The 23,111-nt window shown below is 70.7% G+C and carries 17 protein-coding genes, 1 tRNA gene and 1 other RNA gene; 15 read left to right on the top strand and 4 right to left on the bottom strand.

Going from position 1 to position 23,111, the window contains the following annotated elements; genetic code table 11:
• Positions 1-6: 6 nt before the first annotated feature.
• The 3 genes from KLP28_03215 to aceE all read right to left on the bottom strand — a co-directional run bounded on the left by KLP28_03215 (position 7) and on the right by aceE (position 4,560).
• Positions 7-771, bottom strand: a complete 765-nt coding sequence (locus KLP28_03215) for an ABC transporter ATP-binding protein (protein QWC85776.1) — start codon at positions 769-771, stop codon at positions 7-9.
• Entirely contained in the window at positions 768-1,595 is an 828-nt protein-coding gene (locus KLP28_03210; GenBank protein QWC85775.1) for an ABC transporter ATP-binding protein, read from the bottom strand. The genes KLP28_03215 and KLP28_03210 overlap by 4 nt, the downstream gene beginning before the upstream one ends.
• Positions 1,596-1,803: 208 nt before the next feature.
• Positions 1,804-4,560, bottom strand: coding sequence for a pyruvate dehydrogenase (acetyl-transferring), homodimeric type (gene aceE, locus KLP28_03205; GenBank protein QWC86771.1), 2,757 nt, complete (start codon positions 4,558-4,560; stop codon positions 1,804-1,806).
• A 311-nt stretch (positions 4,561-4,871) separates the two neighbouring features.
• On the opposite strand from aceE, the gene KLP28_03200 reads away from it, so the two are divergent.
• The 5 genes from KLP28_03200 to KLP28_03180 all read left to right on the top strand — a co-directional run bounded on the left by KLP28_03200 (position 4,872) and on the right by KLP28_03180 (position 9,577).
• A complete protein-coding gene (locus KLP28_03200; protein QWC85774.1) occupies positions 4,872-5,297 on the top strand; it encodes a DUF3052 domain-containing protein in 426 nt (141 codons plus the stop codon).
• 157 nt (positions 5,298-5,454) lie between these two features.
• Positions 5,455-7,107, top strand: coding sequence for an AMP-binding protein (locus tag KLP28_03195; protein ID QWC85773.1), 1,653 nt, complete (start codon positions 5,455-5,457; stop codon positions 7,105-7,107).
• Positions 7,108-7,160: 53 nt separating this feature from the next.
• The gene (locus KLP28_03190; GenBank protein QWC85772.1) at positions 7,161-7,607 is read left to right on the top strand and encodes a redoxin domain-containing protein; all 447 of its coding nucleotides are present in this window, start codon (positions 7,161-7,163) and stop codon (positions 7,605-7,607) included.
• A gap of 26 nt (positions 7,608-7,633) precedes the next feature.
• Positions 7,634-7,705: transfer RNA gene (locus KLP28_03185), tRNA-Val, on the top strand.
• Positions 7,706-8,047: 342 nt separating this feature from the next.
• The gene (locus KLP28_03180; GenBank protein QWC85771.1) at positions 8,048-9,577 is read left to right on the top strand and encodes an AMP-binding protein; all 1,530 of its coding nucleotides are present in this window, start codon (positions 8,048-8,050) and stop codon (positions 9,575-9,577) included.
• 58 nt (positions 9,578-9,635) lie between these two features.
• On the opposite strand, the gene KLP28_03175 is transcribed toward KLP28_03180, so the two are convergent.
• Complete coding sequence (locus KLP28_03175; protein QWC85770.1) at positions 9,636-10,202, bottom strand: dihydrofolate reductase family protein; 567 nt, start codon at positions 10,200-10,202, stop codon at positions 9,636-9,638.
• Between the two features lie 396 nt (positions 10,203-10,598).
• Between KLP28_03175 and KLP28_03170 the strand changes: the two genes are divergently transcribed.
• The 10 genes from KLP28_03170 (at position 10,599) to KLP28_03125 (ending at position 23,101) form a co-directional block, all read left to right on the top strand.
• Positions 10,599-11,114: a sigma-70 family RNA polymerase sigma factor gene (locus KLP28_03170; protein QWC85769.1), complete on the top strand. Its 516-nt coding sequence runs from the start codon at positions 10,599-10,601 to the stop codon at positions 11,112-11,114.
• Positions 11,111-12,850 (top strand): hypothetical protein, encoded by a 1,740-nt coding sequence (locus KLP28_03165; protein QWC85768.1) that lies wholly within the window; start codon positions 11,111-11,113, stop codon positions 12,848-12,850. The genes KLP28_03170 and KLP28_03165 overlap by 4 nt, the downstream gene beginning before the upstream one ends.
• Before the next feature lie 251 nt (positions 12,851-13,101).
• Positions 13,102-14,277 carry a Nif3-like dinuclear metal center hexameric protein gene (locus KLP28_03160; protein QWC85767.1) on the top strand — a complete coding sequence of 392 codons (1,176 nt, stop codon included), beginning with the start codon at positions 13,102-13,104 and terminating at the stop codon, positions 14,275-14,277.
• Positions 14,278-14,297: 20 nt separating this feature from the next.
• A complete protein-coding gene (locus KLP28_03155; GenBank protein QWC86770.1) occupies positions 14,298-15,014 on the top strand; it encodes a hypothetical protein in 717 nt (238 codons plus the stop codon).
• A gap of 2 nt (positions 15,015-15,016) precedes the next feature.
• Positions 15,017-16,246 carry a bifunctional RNase H/acid phosphatase gene (locus KLP28_03150; GenBank protein ID QWC85766.1) on the top strand — a complete coding sequence of 410 codons (1,230 nt, stop codon included), beginning with the start codon at positions 15,017-15,019 and terminating at the stop codon, positions 16,244-16,246.
• Positions 16,247-16,317: 71 nt separating this feature from the next.
• Positions 16,318-16,866 (top strand): sigma-70 family RNA polymerase sigma factor, encoded by a 549-nt coding sequence (locus tag KLP28_03145; GenBank protein ID QWC85765.1) that lies wholly within the window; start codon positions 16,318-16,320, stop codon positions 16,864-16,866.
• Positions 16,863-18,635, top strand: coding sequence for a hypothetical protein (locus KLP28_03140; GenBank protein ID QWC85764.1), 1,773 nt, complete (start codon positions 16,863-16,865; stop codon positions 18,633-18,635). Before KLP28_03145 ends, KLP28_03140 begins: the two co-directional genes overlap by 4 nt.
• A gap of 103 nt (positions 18,636-18,738) precedes the next feature.
• Complete coding sequence (locus KLP28_03135) at positions 18,739-20,217, top strand: RNB domain-containing ribonuclease (protein QWC85763.1); 1,479 nt, start codon at positions 18,739-18,741, stop codon at positions 20,215-20,217.
• 21 nt (positions 20,218-20,238) lie between these two features.
• Positions 20,239-20,647: RNase P RNA component class A (gene rnpB / locus KLP28_03130), an RNA gene on the top strand.
• Positions 20,648-20,710: 63 nt separating this feature from the next.
• Positions 20,711-23,101 carry an excinuclease ABC subunit UvrA gene (locus tag KLP28_03125; GenBank protein ID QWC85762.1) on the top strand — a complete coding sequence of 797 codons (2,391 nt, stop codon included), beginning with the start codon at positions 20,711-20,713 and terminating at the stop codon, positions 23,099-23,101.
• Positions 23,102-23,111 lie beyond the last annotated feature (10 nt).

The raw sequence follows: 23,111 nt of genomic DNA, 5'->3' as shown, positions 1-23,111 counted from the left end.
GTCTCCTCAGAATCCCAGGTAGGCGCGGCGGAGCTGGTCGTCGTCCGCCAGGTCGGCGGCGGGCGCGTCGGCGACGACCTCGCCGAGGTTGAGCACGACCCCGTGGTCGGCGACCGAGAGGGCACTCTTGGCGTTCTGCTCGACGAGCAGCACGCTCAGGCCCTGGTCGTCGACCAGCCCGCGGAGGATGCCGAAGATCTGGCTGACGATGCGCGGCGCGAGGCCGAGCGAGGGCTCGTCGAGCAGGAGGAGAGTGGGGGAGGCCAGGAGGGCGCGCCCGATGACGAGCATCTGCCGCTCACCGCCCGAGAGCGTGTGCGCGGTGTAGCTGCGCCGTTCGCCGAGGATGGGGAACTGCTCGTAGATCTCGTCGAGCGACCGGGCGTCGGCACCCTTGCGGCGGCCCAGGGCTCCGAGCCGGAGGTTCTCCTCGACCGTCAGCTCGGTGATGACGCCACGGCCCTCGGGCACCTGCGAGAGACCCATGCCGGGCAGACGCTCGCTGCTGGTGCGGGTCACGTCCTCGCCGTCGAAGGTGATCTCCCCGGACGCCGGTCGGACGAGGCCGGAGATCGTACGCAGCAGCGTCGTCTTGCCCGCGCCGTTCGCGCCGAGCACCGCCGTGAGCTGACCGGCGGGCACCTCGAGCGAGACGCCCTTGAGAGCGCGGACGGGCCCGTACGCGACGGTCAGGTCGCGCACGTGCAGCGAGCCGGCCGCACCGGTGGCGGCGGATCCGTCTCCCGACGTGTGGGTCGTGGGAGTGCTCATGCGGCCGACTCCCCGAGGTAGGCGGCGATGACGGCGGGGTCCTCGCGGACCTCGTCGGGGGTGCCGGTGGCGATGACCTCACCGAAGTTCAGCACGACGATGCGGTCGCACACGCGCATCACCAGGTCCATGTGGTGCTCCACGAGCATCACCGCGGTGGTCTCCTTGACGGCGAGGATGCGGTCGCCCAGCGCCTCCATCTCGTCGGAGGAGAGGCCCGAGGCCGGCTCGTCGAGCAGCAGCACGTCGGGGTCCGAGACCAGCGCCCGCGCCAGGGCCACCTGCTTGCGCACGGCGTACGGCAGGGAGGGCGGGTACGCCTCGGCGTACGGGAGGATCTCGAGCTGCGCCATCACCCGGTGCGCCCGCTCGCGGAGTGCGGCCTCGTCCGCGCCGCTGCGGGCGAACAGGGAGGACCAGAAGCCCGCCGTGCCGTGACGGTCGGCGCCGAGCGTGACGTTGTCGAGCACGGTCAGGTGGTCGAAGAGGCCGAGGCCCTGCAGGGTGCGGGCGATGCCGTGGCCGGCGAGCTGGTGCGGCTTGACCCCGGTGATCGCGGTCCCGCTGCGGTGCAGGGTGCCGGCGTCGGCGGTGACGAAGCCGCAGGCGACGTTGAACAGGGTCGTCTTGCCGGCGCCGTTGGGGCCGATGATCCCCACCACGGTGCGGTCGGGCACCTCGACGGTCACGCCGTCGAGGGCGGTCACCCCGCCGAAGCGGACGGTGATGTCGCGCAGTGCCAGCGCGGCGGAGTCGGTCGGCACAGAGTTCTCCTGGGTGGGGGAGGAAGAAGACGAGACGACACAAGCCGTGACCGGAGTCACGGCCTGTGGTGCGCCGCACACTACGCAGACGTATGCGTGACGTCCACCTCGCCACGACCGCCCCCGTCAGTCCGCATCGAGTTGCGACACACTCGTGACATGCCACGGCGCGAACGGCGCGGGCGCACCTACCACGACGCACAACGGCACCCCGCCGTCCTGACGGGGTGCCGTGGGGCGGTGTGGACCGGGTCGGTCTCGGTCCGACTCAGGCGTCGGCGCCCTCCTGCTTCACACCCTGCATCGCCGTGGGGTCGTCGATGCGGTACTGCTCGAACGCCTTCACGACCACCTCGCGGTCGATGTCACCCTGGTCGGCGAGCGCGCGGAGCGTACGCACCACGAGGGACTCGGCGTCGATGTGGAACCAGCGCCGCGCCGCCGCACGGGTGTCGGCGAACCCGAAGCCGTCGGCGCCGAGGGCTGCGAACGGGCCCGGCACGTACGGCGCGATCTGCATCGGCACCGCGGTCATGAAGTCGCTGACCGCGACGGCGGGGACGCCCTCGTCGGCGAGTCCCTGCAGCTGGGTCGTGACCCACGGCGTACGCGGCTCCTCGCCGGGGTTCAGCAGGTTCCAGTCGCCGACCTCCTCGGCCTCGCGTCGCAGCTCGTTCCAGGACGTCACCGACCAGATCTCCGCGGCGACCCCCCAGTCCTCGGCGAGCATCTGCTGGGCCTCCCGGGCCCACGGCAGCGCGACACCGGAGGCGAAGAGGGCGGCCCGGGGTGCTGCGCCGTCCCCGTTGCGGGCCTCGACCTGCGGTGCGTCGGCGAAGTGGTACATGCCCTTGAGCAGGGCGTCCACGTCGAGGTCCTCGGGCTCGGCCGGCTGCTGGACCGGCTCGTTGTAGACCGTCATGTAGTAGATGAGGTCCTCGCCCTGCGGGTGCGCGTCGGTGACGGAGTACATGCGCTCCAGGCCCGAGCGCACGATGTGCGCCACCTCGTACGCCGTCGCCGGGTCGTAGTGCACGACCGCCGGGTTCGTTGCCGCCAGCAGGGGGGAGTGCCCGTCGGCGTGCTGCAGGCCCTCGCCGGTCAGCGTGGTGCGGCCCGCGGTGGCGCCGATGAGGAACCCGCGCGACATCTGGTCGGCCATCTGCCAGATCGAGTCGCCGGTGCGCTGGAAGCCGAACATGGAGTAGAAGAAGTAGAACGGGATCATCGGCACGCCGTGGGTGGCGTAGGAGGACCCGGCCGCGATCGTCGAGGCCATCGCCCCGGCCTCGCTGATGCCCTCGTGGAGGAGCTGCCCCTTCTCGGACTGCTTGTAGTTCAGCAGCAGCTTGCGGTCCACGGACTCGTAGCGCTGGCCCTGCGGGTCGTAGATCATCGCCGTCGGGAACAGCGAGTCCATGCCGAAGGTGCGGTACTCGTCGGGTGCGATCGGCACGATGTGCTGACCGAAGTCGTCGGCCTTCAAGAAGTCACGCAGCAGGCGTACGAGCGCCATCGTGGTGGCGACCTTCTGCTTGCCCGACCCCTTCTTCAGGGCGGCGTACGCGTCCTCCTTCGGCAGCGTGAGCAGCTTGGAGACCTTGACGCGGCGCTCGGGCAGCGGCCCGCCGAGGGACCGGCGACGCTCCTTGAGGTACTCGAGCTCCCTGCTGTGCTCGCCCGGGTGGTAGAAGGGCGCGATCGGCGAGTCCTCGATCTGGGCGTCGCTGATCGGCAGCCGCAGCCGGTCGCGGAACTTCTTCAGGTCGTCCTTGCTCAGCTTCTTCATCTGGTGGGTGGCGTTCTTCGCCTCGAGGGCGTCGATCGTCCACCCCTTGACGGTGTGCGCCAGGATCACGCTGGGCTGCCCGACGTGCTTGCTGGCCGCCTTGAACGCGGCGAAGACCTTGCGGTAGTCGTGGCCGCCGCGGGGCAGCGCCTCGAGCTGCTCGTCACTCATGTGCTCGACGAGCTTCTTCAGGCCCGGGGAGTCGAAGAAGTGCTCTCGGATGTAGGAGCCCGACTCGGTGGCGTAGGTCTGGAACTGGCCGTCCGGCGTCGCGTTCATCTTGTTGACGAGCTCGCCGTCGACGTCCTTGGCGAGCAGGTCGTCCCACTCACGGCCCCACACGACCTTGATGACGTGCCAGCCGGCACCGAGGAAGATCGACTCCAGCTCCTGGATGATCTTGCCGTTGCCGTGCACGGGTCCGTCGAGCTGCTGCAGGTTGCAGTTGATGACGAAGGTGAGGTTGTCGAGCTCCTCGCGGGCGGCGAGGTGGATCGCGCCGAGGGTCTCCGGCTCGCTGGTCTCGCCGTCGCCGAGGAACGCCCACACGTGCTGGTCGGAGGTGTCCTTCAGGCCGCGGTTCTGCAGGTAGCGGTTGAAGCGCGCCTGGTAGATCGAGCCGATGGCGCCCAGCCCCATGGAGACGGTGGGGAACTCCCAGAAGTCGGGCATCGATCGCGGGTGCGGGTAGGAGGAGAGTCCCTCGCCCTCACCGTGCTGCTTCTCCTGGCGGAAGCGGCCGATCTGCTCGGTGGTGAGGCGACCCAGCAGCCACGCGCGGGCGTAGATGCCCGGCGACGCGTGGCCCTGGATGTAGACCTGGTCGCCGCCGCCGGGGTCGTCCTTGCCGCGGAAGAAGTGGTTGTAGCCGACCTCGTACAGGCTCGCCGCGGAGGCGTAGGAGGCGATGTGACCGCCGACCTCGAGGCCTTCGCGGTTGGCGGCGGAGACCATGACGGCGGCGTTCCACCGGATGATGCGGCGTACGTTGCGCTCGAGCTCCTCGTCGCCGGGGAACCACGGCTCCTTCTCCGGCGGGATGGAGTTGAGGTAGTCGGTGCTGCGCAGCCCGGGCACCCCGACGCTGCGCTCGCGGGAGCGCTGCAGGAGCTTCAGCATCACGTAGCGGGCCCGCGCCGGACCGCGCTCGTCGACCAGCGCCTCGAGAGCGTCGAGCCACTCCTCGGTCTCCGCGGGGTCGATGTCGGGAAGGCCGGTGGGCAGGCCGCCGGTGATGACCGGGGGGCCGGCGACGAGGTTCTTGCCGGACGAGGACTCGTTCTCGGACAAGGCGAGGTCTCCTAAGCGTGGTCACGAAGGCCTGGGATCACGGTGGTGACGAGGCCGTGTGCGGGCGGGCGAGGTGGCCCGTCGCACCCTCCTTCCTACCCCGTAGGGCCACCTACTGCCCAGTCACAAGCGGGGCAGTCGCGGCCGGTCGGCGGGGCAGGGTTGCCAAGCCGCCGCGACTCCGCTGGACTGGCCGTGCACACGAACGCAGAGCGTGGCCGCATCGCGCGGCCGCTGACGGATCCGGAGGGTGACACGTGAGCGCGACCGCGGGTGGGGACACCACCCACACAGTCGGTGAGAAGCTGGGCCTGAAGAAGGGCATGCTCGTCCAGGAGCTCGGTTGGGACGAGGACGTCGACGACGGCGTACGACGCGAGGTCGAAGACGCGATCGACGCGGACATGATCGACGGCGGCGACGGTTCGGTCGTCGACGTGGTGCTGATGTGGTGGCGTGACGGTGACGGGGACCTGGTCGACGACCTGGTCGACGCGCTCACCGACCTCGGCGAGGGCGGCGCGGTCTGGCTCGTGACCCCCAAGGTCGGGCGGCCCGGCGCGGTCGACCACGCCGACATCACCGAAGCGGCTCCCGTGGCGGGTCTGTCGACGACCTCGACGGTCGTGGTGAGCGACGGCTGGTCGGCGACCTGCCTGGTCGCCCCCAAGCAGGGACGCTGAGGAGCATCCTTCCCGCTGCCCGCTGATCCGTCCGACGTGAGCGCGGATGGTTGCGTACGCGTGGACGGGGCAGTCAGTGGTGCACGGGTGTGCTCCCCGGACGCCCCCGCTGAGTCAGAGCAGTGCGGCGCGGCCGCGTGAGCAGAACAGGAACTCGATGTCGAAGATCAGCGAGACCGTCAAGGTCCAGGTCAACACCCTCGTCTCGCTGGGTCGCGCCGGCGTCGTGCGTCCGTACGGGCCGAAGACGCTGGCCGGCCTGGCCAAGGTGCTCACGCAGCACGGTGTCGGCTTCGCCGGCGGGTTCGGCTCGATGGCGCTGCGCGGATCCGACGAGACGGCGGTCATCGACGAGCTCGGCTCGCTGACCTGGGGCGAGATCGACGAGCGTACGACGCGGCTGGCCAACGGGCTGCTGCGTCATGGGGTGCACGAGGGCGACTCGGTCGCCGTGCTCTGCCGCAACCACCGCGGTTTCATCGACATCTCGGTGGCGCTGGCAAAGATCGGCGCCGACATCCTCTATCTCAACACCGCGTTCGCCGCGCCCCAGATGGGCGAGGTGTGCGCGCGGGAGAAGCCGGTCGCGATCGTCTACGACGAGGAGTTCACCCAGCTCGTCGACGACTCCGGCGTCGAGGTGAAGCGCGTCGTCGCGTGGGTCGACTCCGCCGCCGACGACCTCGACATCCCGACGCTCGAGGGCCTCATCCAGAACGGCTCGACCGACGCCGTGCCGGTGCCCCAGCACACGACCGCGCCGGTCATCCTCACCTCCGGCACCACGGGTACCCCCAAGGGCGCCCCGCGCAGCGAGGCGGGCATGGACGCCGCCGGTGCGATCCTGTCCAAGATCCCGCTCAAGTACGGCTGGACCTGCCACATCGCCGCGCCGCTGTTCCACACCTGGGGTTGGGCGCACCTGAACCTCGCGATGCTGCTCGGCACGACGATGGTGCTCACGCGCAAGTTCGACCCCGAGCACTGCATGGAGCTCGTCGAGCAGCACGAGTGCGACTCGCTCGTGGTCATCCCCGTGATGCTGCAGCGCATGATGCGTCTCGACGACGCCGTGCTCGACAAGCACCCCATGAAGAGCCTCGAGGCGGTCTGCGCGTCCGGGTCGGCGCTGCCGGGCGACTTCGCGATGGCGTGGATGGACCGCTTCGGCGACAACCTCTACAACATCTACGGCTCCACCGAGGTGGCGTGGGCGACGATCGCCCAGCCCTCGGACCTGCGTACGGCACCCGGCACCGCCGGCAAGCCGCCGTACAACACGGTCGTGAAGCTCTTCGACGAGAGCGAGAACGAGGTGCCGCAGGGCGAGGTGGGACGCATCTTCGTGGGCAACTCGATGCTCTTCGCCGGCTACACCGGTGGCACGGAGGAGTCCAAGGAGGTCATCGACGGGCTGATGAGCTCGGGCGACCTCGGGCGCTTCGACGAGCACGGGTTGCTGCACATCGAAGGCCGTGACGACGAGATGATCGTCTCCGGCGGTGAGAACGTGTTCCCCAAGGAGGTCGAGGACACCCTCAGCCGCCACGACGCGGTCGACGACGTGGCCTGCATCGGCGTCGACGACGAGGAGTTCGGCAAGCGGCTGCGGGCGTTCGTCGTACGCAAGGGCGAGGTCGACGAGGACACGCTGAAGAAGCACGTCAAGGACAACCTGGCGCGCTACAAGGTGCCCAGGGACTTCGTGTTCATGGACGAGCTGCCGCGCAACGCCACCGGCAAGATCCTGAAGAAGGACCTCAAGGACCTCGACGAGAACGGCGAGCAGAAGGAAGAGGCGTCGGCCTGAGCTCGCCACCCGAGACCGGCGGACTGCCGCCGGCGGTCGGTGAGCGGGCGCCCGTGCTGGACCTGCGCGACCAGCACGGTCTGGCGCGGTCGCTGGCCGGGCTGTCGGGTCCGGGCGGCCTGCTGCTGGTGTTCGTGCCGTTCGCGTTCTCGCCGATCTGCAGCGACGAGGTGGGCTCGCTGGACGAGCTCGCCCCCGCCGTCGCGGACGACGGCGTCGGCGTCGCGGTGGTCTCCTGCGACTCGACCTTCGTGTGGCGCGCCCAGGCGGACGCACGCGGATGGTCTCTGCCGCTGCTGAGCGACTTCTGGCCGCACGGGGCGGTCAGCGGGGCGTACGGCGTGCTCGACCCGGCGCGGGGCGCACCGCGGCGGTCGTCGTACGCCATCGACCCGGGCGGCACCGTGCGCTGGTCGCTGCACCACGGGGTGGGTCGGCCACGCTCGGTCGAGCAGCACCGCGAGGGAGTCGCGGCCCTGCTGGCGTCGGGCTCGTCCTGAGGCTGTCGTAGGGTGCTGCCGCGTCGGGGCGTATAGCTCAGCGGTAGAGCACCTGCCTTACAAGCAGGTGGTCGCAGGTTCGATCCCTGCTGCGCCCACCGATCTTTTGAACCCTCGGACCTCGGGCGAGCGAGCACAGCGAAGGCGGGCGCCGGACCCACTCCAACGCCCGCCCTGTGCCGCTCGGCGGCGCGACATCCGTCCTGTCAAGCGGTGTCGCGAAGCCGATCGAGCGCTGACCCGACCGGCGACCTGTGAGCGACAACCTATTCCAATACCTGTGGGATCACAAGACCTTTAGCCCGACTTGTCCGATTCGGGACCTTTGGGCATCGATGCGGTCAGACCAGGAGCCGGGCCGTGGTGCGGGTCACATCGATGGGACTAGGGTGAGGTCGTCCGTCGAGTGCCCCTGTCGAATCCTGGCCCCGGGAGGTTCTGTGTTCGTCCCCCTGACCCTGCGTGACTTCCTGCACCGCGCCGAGACCGTGTACGGCGACCGCGTCGGCATCATCGACGAGCCCGACCAGCCGGCCGCACCGCTGCCGGAGATGACGTACGCGGAGGTCGGCCGCCGCGCTCGGGCCCTCGCCGCGAAGCTCGACGAGCTCGGTCTCGAGCCGGGCGACCGGGTGGCGTTCGTGACGCAGAACTCCGCGCGGTTGATCACTGCCTTCCACGGGGTCTGCGGCTGGGGTCGGGTGCTGGTGCCGATCAACTTCAGACTTCGACCCGACGAGGTGCGCTACATCGTCGAGCACAGCGGCGCGCGCGTGCTCTTCGTCGACCCGGAGCTCGACGAGGCGCTGGCCGACGTGACCTGCGAGCACCGCTACGTGCTCGGTCGCGACGAGGACCTCTACCTCGACGACACCGCACCGCGCGACTGGGAGCCGGACGAGAACGCCACCGCCACCATCAACTACACCTCCGGCACCACCGCTCGCCCCAAGGGCGTGCAGCTGACGCATCGCACGCTGTGGGTGAACGCGACGACCTTCGGGCTGCACGTCGCCGGCACCGACCGTGACGTCTACCTGCACACGCTGCCGCAGTTCCACGTCAACGGGTGGGGCTTCCCGTTCGCGGCGGCGGCCTTGGGGATGAAGCAGGTGATGCTGCGCAAGATCGACGGCGCGGAGATACTGCGACGCGTACGCGACCACGGCGTCACGATGATGTTCTGCGCGCCGGCCGTCGTCGCCGCGGTGCTCGAGGCGGCATCCGAGTGGGAAGGCGAGATCCCGGGGCGGGACCGCGTACGCGTCGTCGTCGCCGGCGCCCCGCCCCCCACCAAGACGATCATGCGCGTCGAGGAGGAGCTGGGCTGGGAGCTCATCCAGATCTACGGCCTGACCGAGACCTCGCCGCTGCTGACGGTCAACCGTGCGCGCGCCGAGTGGGACGACCTCGACCCCGAGGAGCGCGCCGGCCTCCTGTCGCGGGCGGGGGCGCCCGCGCTCGGTGTGCAGCTGCGCATCGACGACCACGGCGAGGTGCTCGCGCGGTCGAACGTGGCGCTGGAGGGCTACTGGGACAACCCCGAGGAGTCCGACCGGGCGCTGGCGGGCGGCTGGTTCCACACCGGCGACGGGGGCGAGATCGGTCCCGACGGCTACCTCACCATCAAGGACCGTAAGAAGGACGTGATCATCACCGGCGGTGAGAACGTCTCCTCCATCGAGGTCGAGGACGCGATCTTCTCCCACCCCGCCGTCGCCGAGGTCGCGGTCATCGGGGTGCCCGACGAGAAGTGGGGCGAGACCATCAAGGCTCTCGTGGTGCCGGCGGCGGGGGAGTCGGTGACCGAGGCGGACGTCATCGCGTGGTGCAAGGAGCGGCTCGCGGGCTACAAGGCGCCCACCAGCGTCGAGGTGCGCGAGGAGCTGGCGCGTACGGCGACCGGCAAGCTGCAGAAGTTCAAGCTGCGGGCGCCGTACTGGGAGGGCCACGACCGCCTCGTCAACTGACGCAGCCGGTGGTGGGGGTGCCAGGCGCCGGCCGAGCGTCTCGACACCACACTCGGCATCAGTCGCGCGCGACGGCGTACCGGGTCGAGGTCATGCCGGCGTCGTTCGTCGACGTGCCGAGGTGGACGAGCCGCGCCTCGCGCTCGAGGTCGTGGAACAGCGGCAGGCCTCGACCCAGGATCACGGGCGCACGGTGCAGGTAGAGCTCGTCCAGCAGGTCGGCCTCGAGGAACGCGCTGACGACCCGCCCGCCGTCGACGTACACGTCGGTGGCTCCTGTGTCGTCGAGTGTTGCCACGGCCTCGGACAGCGACCGGACGACCGAGATGCGTGGGTCGTCGTCGCTCATCGTCGTGCTGAGGACGACCACGGCGAACCGGTCGTACGGCCAGGCGGGGAACGAGGCGACCTTCTCGTACGTGCCGCGCCCCATCACCAGGTGGCTGACGGGCGCGGTGAACTCGTCGTAGTCGGCCGGCGGCGTCGGTCCGGCGTGGCCGGCCACATGGCGCGGTTCCGCCGGCGGGTCGGTCAGCCACTCGATGTCGCCGTCGGGCCGGGAGATGAAGCCGTCGAGGCTGGTGGCGATGAAGGTGCGGGCGCGCCAAGCGCGCGTGGTCGTCATGGGGCGATCTTGACCCGTACGTCTGACAGGTCGCTGGTCTCCGCGAGGTGACAGGCGCACGGGCGAAGGCGCCCAACCGCCGAGAGGGCACAAAGTTCCGCCGAGAGGGCACAAAGTTCCGCCGAGAGGGCACAAAGTTCCGCCGAGAGGGCACAAAGTTCCGCCGAGAGGGCACAAAAAGACGCAGTTCTGTGGCCCCGCGGCGGCCGTCGCAGTTCTCGTTCTCGAGCTGGACGACGGGAGATTCGACGAGCTGGCCCGAGGCTCAGAGCCCAGGCGGTGCAGGTGCGATTCGCGGGACGCGGTGCTTGCCCGACTCGGACAGCTCGGCGACGCGCCGCTGCTGCATCTGCAGTTGTGAGGCAACCCGGCGCCGCGTTCGCGACTATCTAGGGCATGGGAGGTCGGGAGCGCGCGGGGTTCGACGCGTGGGTGGACGCGGACCGCGTACGCCTCCAGCGCCTCGCCCGTGCCCTGACGCGCGACGACCACGACGCCGAGGACCTGCTCGCCGAGACGTGGTCCCGGGTGTTCGACGCGTGGGGACGCATCGACGGACGCGGGCCGGGGGCGTACGCGACCACCGTGATGGCGCGCCTCGCTCAGCGGTGGCGGGTGCGGCACGCGATGGGGCAGGTGCGCGTACGCGATCGCGCAGTGCTCGACGGGACCGGCGTGACCGCTGGCGACCGTGAGGACCACCTCGTCGTACGCGCCGGCGTGCGCGACCTGCCGCCGCGCCAGCGCGCCGTGGTGGTGCTGCGCTACCTGTGCGACCAGTCCGTCGAGGACACCGCCGCGGCGTTGGAGATCTCCGCCGGCACCGTCAAGAGCCAGACCAGCAAGGCGCTGCGGACGCTCGCGTCGCAGCTGGCCGCGCTCGATCCTGCGTACGAGAGGGAGCACCGATGAGTTCAGAGGATGCCAGCCTGGCCGAGATCGAGCGGGTCGAGCGCGTGCTACGCGAGGGGGAGTGGGTGCGCCCGGAGACCGGACCCGACACGTACGCGGCCGCCGCCGACGTGAATGCTCTCGACGATCGGCGACGGCCGGCGCGTCTCGCCCTCGCCGCTGCGGCAGCTGCCGTCGCGGTCGTGAGCGGCGGCATCGGTCTGGCACAGATCGTCGGGCCGCAAGACAGCGAGGTAGCCGGGCCGCCGCCGACTTCGACGCAGCGCTCGAACGAAGACAGGGCCGATCGTCCGATGCCGGACGCCGAGCCGGGTCGATCCGGAAAGCTTCTGGTCCGCAACGTGCGTGACGTAGAGCTGGGAAGGGCCATGAACTTCAGCGAGGGGACGCGCAGCATCTCGTTCGGGGCAACTATCGAGAACCGGTCGTCGGAAGCGGTCCAAGGCACGAGCTGCACTACGGACGTCACTCGCGTGGTACGTCCCAGCCAGCGCGGCGGACAGGAGTCGGCAAGGATCGAGAGCAGAAGCGACTGCGCCGAGTTCGAGCCCATGCTGGCGTTCGGGGCGAGCAGTCTCTCTGCGAGTGCGAAAGTGCCCTCGGCGGGGCGGCTTTACGGCTCCTCCATCCAGTGGTCGCTGGCCGATCACCCGGAAGCCACGGTCACGTTCGTGATGTCCACGAGTACGCCGCTTCGCGTGGTCGGGGTGTTGACGGTCGAGGCGCCGCCGACAACAGCGGACGACACGTTCGTTCTCACGTACGAGAACCTCGACGACCGCACCTCGCCGGGTTTCCCTTGCTCGCCGGCTGTCGTGCAGCCGGGCGGCGCTGCCGGACTGGTAGTCGGCGAGGCCTACGTGGACACCCCTCCGAACGCACGATGCTCCGGATCGGCGGTGCGCGCCGGCGGGCTGGACGTCAGCGAGTTCGACCTCGATCTGCCCGACGGCACCGATCGCGTACGCGTCGTCGGTCCTCTCGGCAGCGAGATCACCGTGCCGGTGACACAGCCCGCCGACGAGCAGACGGCGCGCGCCGAGGGCATGGATGCCGGACACGTGGTCTTCGACGACGTCGAGCGGATCTCGGTCGAGCCCGGTCCCGCGACGACCGTCGGCTTCTGGGCCTCGATGCGCAACATCACAGAGCTGCCGATTGCGAGAAGCTCGTGTGCCGACACGACGACCGAGGTCGTGAACATCAACGGGCGCCGGGTCCCGAGCCAGACTCCTCCGCTGGACTTCGCGGGTCGCTGCGGCCTGCTTCCCATCGCCCCCGGAGCCACCTCCGTGTATGCGTTCTTCTCAGCAGACACGGGCCTGTCCCTACCTCGGCTGCTCGGCACCAGCGTCCGTGTCGTCGTCGACACCGACCCCGGGGCGACGGCGACCTTCGTGATGTCTCAAGAGGCCCCCGTGCGCGCCATCGGCGTGCTGACGATCGAACAACTCCCGTCGGCGGGCGACGACTCGTTCGTGCTCGCGTACGAGAACGTGAGCGACATGCCGACCGAGGGCTTCAGCTGCAGGCCGACGGTGCAAGAACCGCCGGACGGCCCCTCGTCACCGGGCGAGGCCTACGTCGACAGCAGCCCGTTCGTCGACTGCGTTCCGACGACCGTCGCGCCCGGCCAGCGGGTGCGTACGCGCTACGACCTGAACCTGCCGCCCGGCGCCGAGCGCGTACGCGTCGTCGGTCCTCGTGGCAGCGAGATCGTCGTGCCACTGGCGTGATGGCAATGCGCGGCACCCGGAGAGCCCTTTCCCGCTGACCAGTGCGGACGGCAGCCTTGACTGGTGCGTACGTCAGCCATGGAGACGCCGTGGCCTGACGTACGCACCAGTCAAGGGCTGCCTCTGCGAGAAGTGACCCCTCGCGAGAAGTGACCCTTCGCGGGGAGTGACCTCTGCGGGAAGTGACCCCTCGCGGGAAGTGACCTCTCGGCGGTGGGGGGCGTGCGGAGGCGTACGCGTAGGTTGCGGCCATGCAGCTGCGTGACGTGCTCCGCCAGATCGAGAGCTGGTACCCGCCGGCCACCGCCCACTCCTGGGACAAGGTGGGCCTCACTGTCGGCGATCCGACCGCGGACGTACGCACGGTCCTCCTCGCGGTCGACCCCGCCCCGGCCGTGGTCGACGAGGCGCTCGCCATGGACGCCGACCTGGTCGTCACCCACCACCCGCTGCTGCTCCGCGGGGTCAACTCGGTCGCCGCGACCGGTCCCAAGGGACGCACCGTCCACCGCCTGATCCAGGGCGGCTGCGCCCTCTACACCGCCCACACCAACGCCGACGTCGCCCCCGGGGGCGTCAACGAGGCCATGGCCCAGGCGCTGGGTCTGACCGACACCACGCTGCTCGACGTCGACGACCCCGCGCCAGGGGACCGTCCCGACAAGCTCGTCGTCCTCGTCCCCGTCCCCGATGCCGAGCGCGTACGCGAGGCCATGGCAGACGCGGGGGCCGGGTCGATCGGCGAGTACGACCGCGCCAGCTTCTCGAGCACCGGCCAAGGACGCTTCCGCCCCTCCGCGGAGGCGGATCCGCACATCGGTCGGGCCGGGGTGACCGAGACCGTCGAGGAGGTCCGCATCGAGGTGCTCGTGCGGCGCCGCGACCGCACCGCCGTCATCGCCGCGCTCCTCGGCGCACACCCGTACGAGGAAGTGGCCTACGACCTCTACGAGCTCGTGCAGCTGCCGTGGCGCGCCGACCGCGGCATCGGACGCGTCGGCGAGCTGCGTACGCCCCTGACCCTGCGCGACTTCACCGCCCATGTCGCAGCCGCCCTCCCGGCCACGCAGCGAGGGGTCGCAGCCGGCGGCGACCCCGACCGGATGATCCGCACGGTCGCCCTCTGCTCGGGCGCGGGCGACTCCCTCCTCGACGTCGCCCGCCGCACCGGTGCCGACGCGTACGTCACCTCCGACCTGCGCCACCACGTCGCCTCGGAGTTCCTCGAGCACCCCGGCGCGCCCGCCCTGCTCGACGTCTCCCACTGGGCTGCGGAGTGGACCTGGCTGCCGGTGCTCGCCGACCGTCTCACCGCTAGGTTGGGGGACTTGGACGTGCGCGTCTCCACGGTGGTCACCGACCCCTGGACGGTGCACGCCGCCTCGCCCTCCCACCCCGCCGCGCGTCCCCATCAGGAGCACTCATGAAGGCCGACCCCGCCGACCAGATGCGGCTGCTGGACCTCCAGGCGCTCGACTCCCGTCTCGACTCGCTCCAGCACAAGCTGGCCTCGCTGCCGGAGTCCGCGCAGCTCGCCGAGCTGGTCAGCCGGCGAGGGGACATCGACGCGCAGGCCCGTGACGCAGCAGTGCTCGCCGACGACCTCGAGCGGGACCGCAAGCGCGCCGACGCCGACGTCGAGCAGGCGCGTACGCGCCGCGAGCGCGACCAGCAGCGGCTCGATGCGGGGTCCGCCTCGCCGAAGGACCTCGAGCGCATCAGCCACGAGATGGTCAGCCTCAAGCGCCGCATCGACGAGCTCGAGGACGCCGAGCTCGAGATCATGGAGCGCCTGGAGGCGGCGACCACGATGCGCGACGACCTGGCGGGTCAGCGCGACGATCTCGACGAGCAGATCGAGGCGCTGCGCCGCAGCCGCGACGAGAAGGCCGGCGAGGTGCAGGTCGAGGCCGGTGCCGTCCAGTCCGAGCGCGCCCGCATGGTCGCTGAGATCCCCGACGACCTGCTCGCCCTCTACGTGAAGCTCCGCGAACGCCACGGCGGCGTCGGCGCCGCGGCCCTGCACCGCCGCGCCTGCGGCGGCTGCCGGCTGACGCTGAACTCCGCCGACCTCGCCGACATCGCCGCCGCAGCCCCCGACCAGGTCGTGCGGTGCGAGGAGTGCGACCGCATCCTGGTGCGTACGCCCGAGTCGGGGATCTGAGCGTGACCACCCCACGCGCTGCGGCCGCCGCGCGCGACGAGCGCGTCGTCGTCGAGGCCGACGGCGGGTCACGGGGCAACCCCGGGGACGCGGCGTACGGAGCAGTGTTGAAGGACGCCTCCGGCACGGTGCTCGCGGAGGCCGCGGAGAGGATCGGGCGCGCGAGCAACAACGTCGCGGAGTACCAGGGCCTCCTCGCGGGCCTGCGTCTCGCCCTCGAGCACGCCCCGGGCGCCGACGTCGAGGTGCGCATGGACTCCAAGCTCGTCGTCGAGCAGATGGAGGGCCGCTGGAAGATCAAGCACCCCGACATGCAGCAGCTCGCCCACGAGGCGCGCGGCCTCGAGAGCGACCTCGCCGGCCGGGTGTCCTACACCTGGGTGCCGCGCGCGGAGAACGCTCACGCCGACCGGCTCGCGAACGCCGCGCTCGACGGCGACTTCGAGGGCGTACGGGTGGCCTCGGGAGCCGACGAGACCCCGCAGACGGCGCAGACTCCCGCTCAGGCTGGGGATCAGACGCCGTCGCGCGGCTGGTCCGACGACACCGACACCGTGCTGACGACGGTGGTCCTCGTACGCCACGGGGTCACCGAGCACACCGCCGAGAAGCGCTTCTCCGGCGGGCTCGGCGGCCTCAACCCCGGGCTGACGGACGACGGCCGCGAGCAGGTGCGCCGCACCGCCCGCTGGCTCTCGCCGATGCTGGGCGACGTCGACGTGCTGCTGACCTCCCCCGTACGTCGGGCCCAGGAGTCCGCCGACATCGTCGCGGCCGTGCTGGGCGGCGAGGTCGACGGCGAGAAGGCGCTGGAGCCCGCGGTCGAGATGGGGCTGGCCGAGACCGAGTTCGGCGCGTGGGACGGGCTGACCTTCGGCGAGGTCGACGACCGCGACCCCGAGGGGATGCGTCGCTGGCTGGCCTCCCCGGACGTGCCCGCTGGCGGCGACGGGGAGTCCTTCGCGACCGTCGCTGACCGCGTACGCGCCGGCCTCGGCCGCATCCTCGCCGTCCACGCCGGCGGCACCGTCGTGGCGGTCAGCCACGTCACCCCCATCAAGATCCTCGTGGCCGAGGCGATGGGACTGGACCCGCTGCGCGGCGATCTGCTGCGACGCATGGAGCTCAGCCCGGCGTCGGTGTGCGTGATGACGTTCGTGACCGACGCAGACCAGCCCGGCACGGTCGTCTCGGGTTCGCTGCGGCTCTTCAACGCGACGCCGCCTGCCTGAGGAACCTGTCGCTGCGCAGAATCTCGACGAGGCGGGCAACCTCTGGCGCCGGTCGCGGCTAGACAGAGCACGTGAGGAAGCACAGCGACGCCATCGAGGCGTACCTCCGAGACGAGGAGGTGCGCTTGCGGCGCCTCGCTCACGCCCTCACACGCAGCCGTGAGGACGCCGAGGACCTGCTGCAGGAGACCGTCGTACGCCTCGGGCAGGCCTGGGACCGCATCGACGATCGGGGCCCCGGGCCGTACGCGACGACCACGATGGTGCGGCTCTCCCAGCGCACCTCGATGCGTACTCTCCGCCGCCGGCACCTGATGGTCGCCCAGGCGGGCGACCCGACTTCGAGTCCTGACGCTGCGATGCGTACGCACGACCACACCGAGTCGCTCGCGCTGCGGGAGGCGGTGCGGGCTCTCCCACCGCGGCAGCGCGCGGTGATCGCGCTGCGCTACCTGTGCGACCAGTCGGTGGAGGACACCGCAGCGACGCTCGAGATTTCCACCGGCACGGTGAAGAGCCAGACCAGCAAGGCACTACGGACGCTCGAGGCGCGGCTCGCGTACCTGCAGGCCGACGGTGGGTCCGCGGCTGATCGGCTGACGACAGAGGGGCAGCGATGAACGACAAGGGGCGAACGCAGGGCCTTGGCGACGATGCGTCGCATCTCGAGGAACTTCTGCGGCTGGGCGACTGGGCGGACCCGGGCGACGGTCGGGTGCCGCTGGAGCATTACCTGGATCGGCCCTCCCCACGCCGAGTCGGCGCGGATTCGACTCGCGAGCGGCGGTGGTCAGCGGCCGTCGCGGTTGCTGCGGTGGTGCTCGGTGTCGTCGGTGTTGCAGGTGTGCTGAGCGACAGCGTCCGCGACCGCCAGGTGGCGGGGCGTGGGGTCGATGGGGACGGTTCCCAGGACGCGGCAACCGGCCTGCTGCCCCCACAACTGTACGGATCCGTCGTGTCGGTCCAGGTGGACGATCGCAGCCCTCGGGCGCTGCAGATACGGCTCGCGCTGGTGAACGAAGGCGATCGCGGCATACGAGTTCCGGGGTGCCTGCGGCTCGTCATGCGGATCGGAGTGCGCCAGTCGCTGAGCAGCGGGACTATCGAGGGCGCGTCGTGCGTCGACCGACAATTCACCGAGCAGGGGCAACGCTCCCGTGTGCTCGCCCCTGGCGAAGAACTCGCGGCCGAGTTCACCGAGCGTGCATTCACCGAGGTCGAGCTGCGTCGCAGCGTGCTGAGCTACCGGCTCGACGGCTTCGATCTGGTCGCCGGGTTGATCGAGCTGGGTGAGGGCGCGGGATGGGTGACTGCTGCAAGCAGCTCGCTCGAGCTGAGCGGTCCCCCGAGCGTGGACGAGGACCGCCTCACTGTCCCGCTCGTTCGGCGCAACCTCACCGAGACCCTGCTGCCCGACTCGGCGTGTGACTGGCGGATTCTGATGCTGGCACCGAATCAGGTGGACGCGGTGCGGCAGGACTGTTCGGAGAGTGAGTCTGTGCCGGCATTCGAGTCTCGCGACGCGTCGATCGACGTAACTCGAGAGCGCGGCACGTGGCCCGACAACGTGCTGGTGAGGTTGCAGAAGAACGGAACCGCGATGCGGATGCCCGTCGCCCGTGATGAGACCGGGCTCGAGGAGTGCCGCGTGCTCGATCTGCGCTCGCTCAACGGCCTCGACCTGACCGTGGCCGGGGACGTGGATGCCTGCGTGGTGAATGCCGATGACGTCGAAGTCGAGTCGAACGGATTCAGCGGTCGGCGTGACCTGGCTCGGCCGGACATCCGAGGCAGTGAGCCGGGCGTGGACGAGGTGCGGCGTGCCGTGCTCACTCCTGGTGGTCGCCCGGTCCCGCTCGCGGTGGAGAGCTCATACGGCTGCGGGAGCGATGACAACCTCGCCCCCCCGATCTACGTGCTGTACGACGGGAGACGCGTACGCCGCCAAGGCTCCAATGTCATCGAGGGTTGCGACCCGACCTTTCGCGGCTTCTACGACTACGTCGACCTGCGGATCGGCGTCGGCGGCCTGAGCATGCCGCCTGAGCCAATGCTCGTCGTCTCAGGCGACAGCACGCTCACCGCCGTGCAGGTCGGAGTGGCCCGCATCGACGACGGCCGTCTGAAGGCCGCCGTGAGCGTACGCAACATCTCCGGCGGCAAAATCACCCTCGGCGGCACCTGTGGAACCTTCTTCGCGGCGCAGCAAGGGGAGACGGTGGTTACGGGTTACAACCCGGCGTGTCGCGGTCCTGCGCGCATCCTGCTGCCCGGCGACACCTACAGCGAGGAGGTCGACCTGATGCTGCCGTCTGGCGGGGAAGAACAACCCGTGGTGCTGCTCGGTCAAGCCGGCGGCGGTATTCGGCTGCCCCTGATTGTGCTCTGAGGCTGCGACGACCACTCCTGCGACCTCGATGCCTGTCGGTAGTCACGCGCAGGGCGGCCGTTTGACGGGTGCGTCAGTCCCTCTCGCATCATAGGTTGAGAGCATGCCGCGCAGACCCCTCGCCGCCCAGCCGGGCACGGCGGCCGAGCGGCTCGCCGCCGGGGTGCGCAGGCTCCGCGAGGAGCAGCGTCTGCCGGACGGGTTCGACCTCGACGTACGCCGCCGTGCGAAGGAAGCTGCCGCCTCACCGCGGATGCCTGACCGCGACCGCACCGACATCCCCTTCTTCACCCTCGACCCCGAGGACACCCGCGACCTGGACCAGGCGATGCACCTCGAGCGCGACGGCGAGGGCTATCTCGTCCGGTACGCCATCGCCGACGTCTCCGCCTTCGTCTCGCCGGGCGACCCGGTGCACGAGGAGGCCTGGCGCCGTGGCACCACCTGCTACGGCGCGACCGAGAAGATCCCGCTGCACCCGCCGGTCATCTCCGAGGACGCGGGCTCGCTGCTGCCCGATCGCGACCGCCCCGCCGTCCTGTGGACCATGCGCCTCGACGCCTGGGGACACCAGATCGCGGTGCACGTCGAGCGTGCCGTGATCCGCAGCCGTCGCGCGTTGTCCTACCCCGAGGCCGAGGACCTTCTCGATGCCGAGGACCACGGACTCCCGTGCGCACCTGACGACGAGATCCTGCGTCCCTGCCTGGACCTGCTGCGCGAGATCGGCCGGATGCGGCTCGCCCACGAGGCGGAACGGCGGGCGATCAGCCTGCCGATCCCGTCGCAGGAGGTCGAGGTGCAGGACGACGGCACCTGGTCGCTGCGCGTACGCCCGGCCCGTCCCGTCGAGCAGTGGAACGCGCAGATCTCCCTGCTCACCGGCATGTCCGCCGCGCAGATCATGATCGAGGGCGGGATCGGGGTGCTGCGTACGCTCCCGCCGCCGGTGCCGCCCGACGTCGACCGGCTGCGGCGTACGGCCCTCGGGCTCGGTCTCGACTGGCCTGCCGACATCGACTACCCGGCCTTCATCCGCACCCTCGACCCCGAGGACCCCGCCTCGAACGCGGTGGTCATCGCGGGCACCCGTCTGCTGCGCGGGGCAGCGTACGCAGCCTTCGACGGCGAGCTGCCCGAGTTGACCGTCCACGCCGCGATCGCCGCGCCGTACGCCCACGCCACCGCCCCGCTGCGCCGCCTGGCCGACCGCTACGTGCTCGAGACCTGTCTCGCCATCCGCGCCGAGGCGCCCGTCCCCGACTGGGTGCGGGACGGCCTGCCCGAGCTGCCCGCCGCGATGGCCGCGGCCGGCCGGCGTGCCGCGGCCTTCGAGAACGCCGTGATCGACCTCGCCGAGTGCCTGGTGCTCGCCGGCCGCGAGGGCGAGGTCTTCACCGGCGTCGTCGTCGAGCGCGACGACGACGCGCCGCACTGCGGACGCGTGCAGGTGCCCGACCCGGCGATCGAGGCGACGATCGAGTGCCCGCCCGGCGCCGAGCTGCCGCTGGGCCGTCGCATCGACGTACGCCTGGTCGAGGTCGACGAGACGCTCCGCCGGGTGCGGTTCGAACGCGCCTGAGGCGTACGCTTCTCCCGCAGAGAGGTGGGCCGGGCGGCCGCGTCCCCTCACCCGCGAGGGGGAGGGGCCGAGGAAGGTCCGGGCTCCACAGGGCGCGGTGGTGGGTAACGCCCACCCGGGGTGACCCGCGGGACAGTGCCACAGAGAACAGACCGCCACCGCAGCTGCGGTGGTGAGGGTGAAACGGTGGTGTAAGAGACCACCAGCACCCCGGGTGACCGGGGTGGCTAGGCAAACCCCACCGGGAGCAAGGTCAAGAAGCCGTCCGCAGCGATGCGGGCGGCGCGCGGATGATCGAGGGCGGCCCGCCCGAGTCCGCGGGTAGACCGCAGGAGACCGCCGGCGACGGCGGTCCGGAGATGGATGGTCGCCGAACCGGGAGCCGCGAGGCCCCGGGGAACAGAACCCGGCCTACAGGCCCACCTCTCTGCACCCCCGTGGTCGGGCCTTCCGGCCCGAGACGGCGACGGCGCTCCGGGCGTACGCTCCCGCCGTGCCGACGGACGCGACCGACTCCGGATCCCACCCCGCCGACGACCACGCGCTGATCCGCGTACGAGGCGCGCGCGAGAACAACCTGCGGGACATCTCGGTGGACCTGGCGAAACGTCGACTGACGGTCTTCACCGGCGTCTCCGGCTCGGGCAAGAGCTCCCTGGTCTTCGGCACGATCGCGGCGGAGTCCCAACGCCTGATCAACGAGACCTACAGCTCGTTCGTGCAGGGCTTCATGCCCTCGGTGGGTCGACCCGACGTCGACCTGCTCGAGGGGCTGACGACCGCGATCGTGGTCGACCAGGAGCGCATGGGCTCCCACCCGCGTTCCACGGTCGGCACCGCCACCGACGCCCACGCGATGCTGCGGATCCTCTTCAGCCGACTCGGTGAGCCCCACGCCGGACCGCCGAACGCGTACTCCTTCAACGTGCCCTCGGTGTCGGCCTCCGGCGCGATCGAGGTCAAGCGGGGCGACCGGACGATCAAGGAGAAGGCCAGCTTCGAGCGGCTCGGCGGCATGTGCCCCACCTGCGAGGGTCGCGGGCAGGTCAGCGACATCGACCTCACCGCGCTCTTCGACGAGGACAAGACGCTCGACGACGGGGCGCTCACGGTCCCCGGCTACTCGATGGACGGGTGGCAGGGGCGTCTCCTGCGCGGCAGCGGCGTCCCCACCGACAAGCCGATCAAGAGCTTCACGAAGAAGCAGCGCCACGACTTCCTCTACAAGGAGCCCACCAAGATCAAGGTCGAGGGCATCAACCTGACCTACGAGGGGCTGGTGCCGAAGATCCAGAAGACGATGCTCGCCAAGGACCCCGAGGCGATGCAGCCGCACATCCGGCGCTTCGTCGACCGGGCGGTGCGGTTCGGGGACTGCACGGACTGCGAGGGCACCCGCCTGGCCCCCGAGGCTCGGGCCTCGCGCATCGACGGCGTCAACATCGCCGACGCGTGCGCCATGCAGATCACCGACCTGGCCGCCTGGGTGCGTACGCTCCACGCCCCGTCGGTGGCGCCCCTGACCGAGGCGCTGCGTGACCACCTCGACGCGTTCGTCCAGATCGGGCTGGGCTACCTCTCGCTCGACCGGCCCTCCGGCACGCTGTCGGGCGGTGAGGCCCAGCGCACCAAGATGATCCGCCACCTCGGGTCGCCGCTCACCGACGTGACCTACGTCTTCGACGAGCCCACGATCGGTCTGCACCCCCACGACATCGGCAACCTCAACGACCTGCTGCTCGCATTGCGGGACAAGGGCAACACGGTGCTGGTCGTGGAGCACAAGCCCGAGACCATCGCGATCGCCGACCACGTCGTCGACCTCGGGCCCGGCGCCGGCACCGACGGCGGGGACGTGGTCTTCTCCGGGACGGTCGACGAGCTGCGCGCCTCGGGCACCGAGACCGGGCGCCACCTGGACCGGCGGGCGACGTTGAAGCCGTCCGTACGCGAGCCCTCGGGTCGACTCGAGGTGCGCGGAGCCTCGGCGCACAACCTCCGTGATGTCGACGTGGACCTGCCCCTCGGTGTGCTCTGCGTGCTCACCGGGGTCGCCGGGTCGGGCAAGAGCTCGCTGGTGCACGGGTCGGTGGAGGGCCGCGAGGGGGTCGTGGTCGTCGACCAGTCGCCGATCAAGGGGTCGCGGCGCAGCAACCCGGCGACGTACACGGGGATGCTCGACGGCATCCGAAAGGCCTTCGCCAAGGCGAACGGGGTGAAGCCGGGCCTGTTCAGCGCGAACTCCGAGGGCGCCTGCGCCGCGTGCAACGGCGCCGGCGTCATCTTCACCGACCTGGTCACGATGGCCGGGGTCGCGACGACGTGCGAGGCGTGTGGCGGGCGACGGTTCCAGGCCGAGGTGCTCGACTTCCTGCTCGCGGGACTCTCGATCGCCGACGTGCTGGAGATGCCGGTCGCCGAGGCCGCCCGCTTCTTCGGCCCGGACCAGGAGCAGGCGGAGGCGCGCATCCCCGCCGTCGCGAAGGTCCTCGGCCGGCTGCTGGACGTGGGCCTGGGGTACGTACGCCTCGGTCAGCCTCTGACCACGCTGTCGGGCGGTGAGCGGCAGCGCCTGAAGCTGGCCGACCAGCTCGGGAAGGAGAGCGGCCTCTACGTGCTCGACGAGCCCACGACCGGCCTGCACCTGGCCGACGTCGAGAACCTGCTCGGCCTCTTCGACCGCATGGTCGACGCGGGAACGTCGCTGCTCGTCATCGAGCACCACCAGGCAGTCATGGCGCACGCGGACTGGGTCGTCGACCTGGGGCCCGGGGCCGGTCAGGACGGTGGCCGCGTGGTCTTCGAGGGCACCCCGGCGCAGCTGGTCGAGGCCGACACACTGACGGGGCAGCACCTGGCGGCGTACGTCGGCCACGGGGTCTGATCAGCACGAG

It is taken from the genome of Nocardioidaceae bacterium (assembly GCA_018672315.1).
GTDB lineage: Bacteria > Actinomycetota > Actinomycetes > Propionibacteriales > Nocardioidaceae > TYQ2.
The sequence above is the reverse complement of the archived record's forward strand: the minus strand, read 5'-3'. Positions and strand labels throughout refer to the sequence as shown.